General features: G+C 58.8%; 3 protein-coding genes. All 3 read right to left on the bottom strand.

Annotation, left to right across the window (positions count from 1 at the left end; genetic code table 11):
* Positions 1 to 31 precede the first annotated feature (31 nt).
* Positions 32 to 1,579, bottom strand: a complete 1,548-nt coding sequence (tnpC, locus tag UB23_RS26695) for an IS66 family transposase (RefSeq protein WP_045062374.1) — start codon at positions 1,577 to 1,579, stop codon at positions 32 to 34.
* Between the two features lie 62 nt (positions 1,580 to 1,641).
* Entirely contained in the window at positions 1,642 to 1,977 is a 336-nt protein-coding gene (tnpB, locus tag UB23_RS30445; RefSeq protein ID WP_045062372.1) for an IS66 family insertion sequence element accessory protein TnpB, read from the bottom strand.
* Positions 1,974 to 2,291, bottom strand: coding sequence for an IS66-like element accessory protein TnpA (gene tnpA / locus UB23_RS28965; RefSeq protein WP_082069254.1), 318 nt, complete (start codon positions 2,289 to 2,291; stop codon positions 1,974 to 1,976). The genes tnpB and tnpA overlap by 4 nt, the downstream gene beginning before the upstream one ends.
* Positions 2,292 to 2,391: the final 100 nt, after the last annotated feature.

The following is a 2,391-nucleotide window of genomic DNA, read 5'->3' as shown; positions in this document are numbered from 1 at the left end:
GTAAGCGTCCGCCGAAGTCACCTTGCGTGACTCAGGCGGGCATCCACCGATGCGGCAGCAGTTGATCAATCTCACTGGCACGCTGCGTCGGCAGCCGCGTCAGTACATCTTTGAGATAGGCATACGGATCATGCCCATTCATGCGTGCTGACTGGATCAAGCTCATGATCGCGGCTGCCCGCTTACCGCTGCGTAGTGACCCGGCGAACAACCAGTTCGAGCGTCCAAGTGCCCATGGCCTTATCTGATTTTCGACCGCGTTATTATCGATGGGCACAGCGCCGTCCTCGAGATATCGAGCCAGTGCCGTCCAGCGCCTGAGGCTGTAATCCAGAGCTTTGGCAATAGCCGATCCTTCGGGCACAAGATCGCGCTGGGCCATCATCCAGGTATGTAGTGCGTCGATAATGGGTGCCGCTTTTTCCTGACGTATTCGCCAGCGATCTTCGTCGGTCATTTCCCGCGCTTGCCGTTCGATTTCGTACAAGCTGCCAATTGAGTGCAGCGCCTGTTCGGCCAGTTGGCTTTTGTTCGTCGCGTGCAGATCGAAGAACTTGCGGCGCGCATGGGCCATGCAGCCAATTTCGGTGATGCCTTGCTGGAAGCTTGCCTTGTAGCCGGCGAAATCGTCGCACACCAGCTTGCCATCCCACTGGCCAAGGAAGTTACGTGCATGCTCGCCCGCACGGCTCGGGCTGAAGTCGTAAACGACTGCCCTGACCGCCGAAAACGGCGTAGTGCAGTAGGCCCAGACGTAAGCACGGTGGGTCTTCTTCTGGCCCGGCGCGAGCATTTGCACTGGCGTTTCGTCGGCGTGGATCACGCCTTCGGCAAGTACCGTTTCGCGTAGCACATCGACCAACGGCTGGAGCTGCACGCCGGTCTGGCCGACCCATTGCGCCAGTGTCGAGCGGGCGATAGCCAGGCCAGCGCGGCCAAAGATTTTCTCTTGGCGATACAGCGGCAAATGGTCGGCGAATTTGGCCACCATCACGTGAGCCAGCAGCCCTGCGGTCGGTATACCCTTGTCGATTACCTGGGCCGGAACCGGTGCCTGAGTCAGCGTTTCACACTCGCAGCAGACCCATTTCCCGCGCACATGCTGCTCCACGGTGAACACGCCCGGCGTGTAATCCAGCTTCTCGCTGACGTCCTCGCTGATCCGCTGGAGCTGGCAGCCGCAGGGGCATTGGGTGTTGTCGGGTTCGTGATAAATCACGGTACGCGGAAACTGCGCAGGCAAAGGAACACGCTTGGGCTGCTTGCGTGGCTCGGCCGACGCAGCCGGCGGATTCAACGCCTTCAGCTCGGCGTCAATGGCCGCGATATCGGTGTCGAGCAGATCATCGAGCAGGCTGCCTTGAGCAGGGCTCAATTGCTCACTGCGCTTGGCAAACTTGTTACGTTTGAACCAAGCGATTTCGTGGGTGAGTTGCTCGATGATGGTTTGGTCGCGGTCGTTCTTCTTGCCCATCCTGTCGACTTGCAGCCCGAGAGAATCAACCTGCGACAGCAACTGCGCCGCGAAGGCGCGCAGTTGGTCGGGGGTCATCTGATCGAGATTGGGCGAGGAAGTCATGCCCTGGATTTTACCAAAGCAGGTCGCTTGCGGCAGTAGGCCAAGGCGCTAATTACAGCTTTTTAAAGCAGTGTGATTGCACCGCCAACCCCAACACGCTGCCAAGGTAGGCCGAGCACCAACGCTTGAAGTTGCTCAGCATCCAGCTCTATCTCGTAGCCATTACGAATGCCGGGCCAGTGAAACTTGCCTTGGTTCAACCGGCGAGCAGCCAGCCAGACGCCAATCCCATCATGCACCAGCACTTTCATACGAGTGGCGCGGCGGTTGGCGAACAGATAAGCGCAGTGCGGCTTCGCCGCACCGAACACCGCGATCACCCTGGCCAGCGCAGTTTCAGTGCCGGCACGCATGTCCATGGGGTCGGTGGCGAGCCAGATGGCATCGATGCGAATCATTGAGTGAGCCCACGGACAAAGCGGGCGCAGCCTTCAGGATCGGACGTTGGCCATTTCACTGAGATCGATTGCTCGCCAAATGGCAGCTCAATAACCGCCAACGCTTCCGTTTGCCGTTTGGGCGTAGCTCTCAATGGAATGAAAGCTGGCAACGCCGCTGGCGACTGATCTCGATAAAGCGGTAGCCACTTGCGGATAACGTTGGCGTTGATGCCGTGGCTGATGGCAACGCTGGATAGGGTTGCGCCCGGTTGCAGGCATTCCTGAACAACCTGGGCCTTGAAGGGTTTCGGGTAAGAGCTTCGTTGGCGCATGGAAATCCTGACGTTAAGGGCGATCGCGTCCGCTTAAAAATACGCGGACACCATCGCCCTTAATGCTGGAGTTCGGAAGGTGTGTTGGCTGGACGCTTAC

This window comes from Pseudomonas sp. ES3-33 (assembly GCF_000952175.1).
Taxonomy (GTDB): Bacteria; Pseudomonadota; Gammaproteobacteria; order Pseudomonadales; family Pseudomonadaceae; genus Aquipseudomonas; species Aquipseudomonas gregormendelii.
This window is presented reverse-complemented; position numbering and strand designations above follow the sequence as displayed.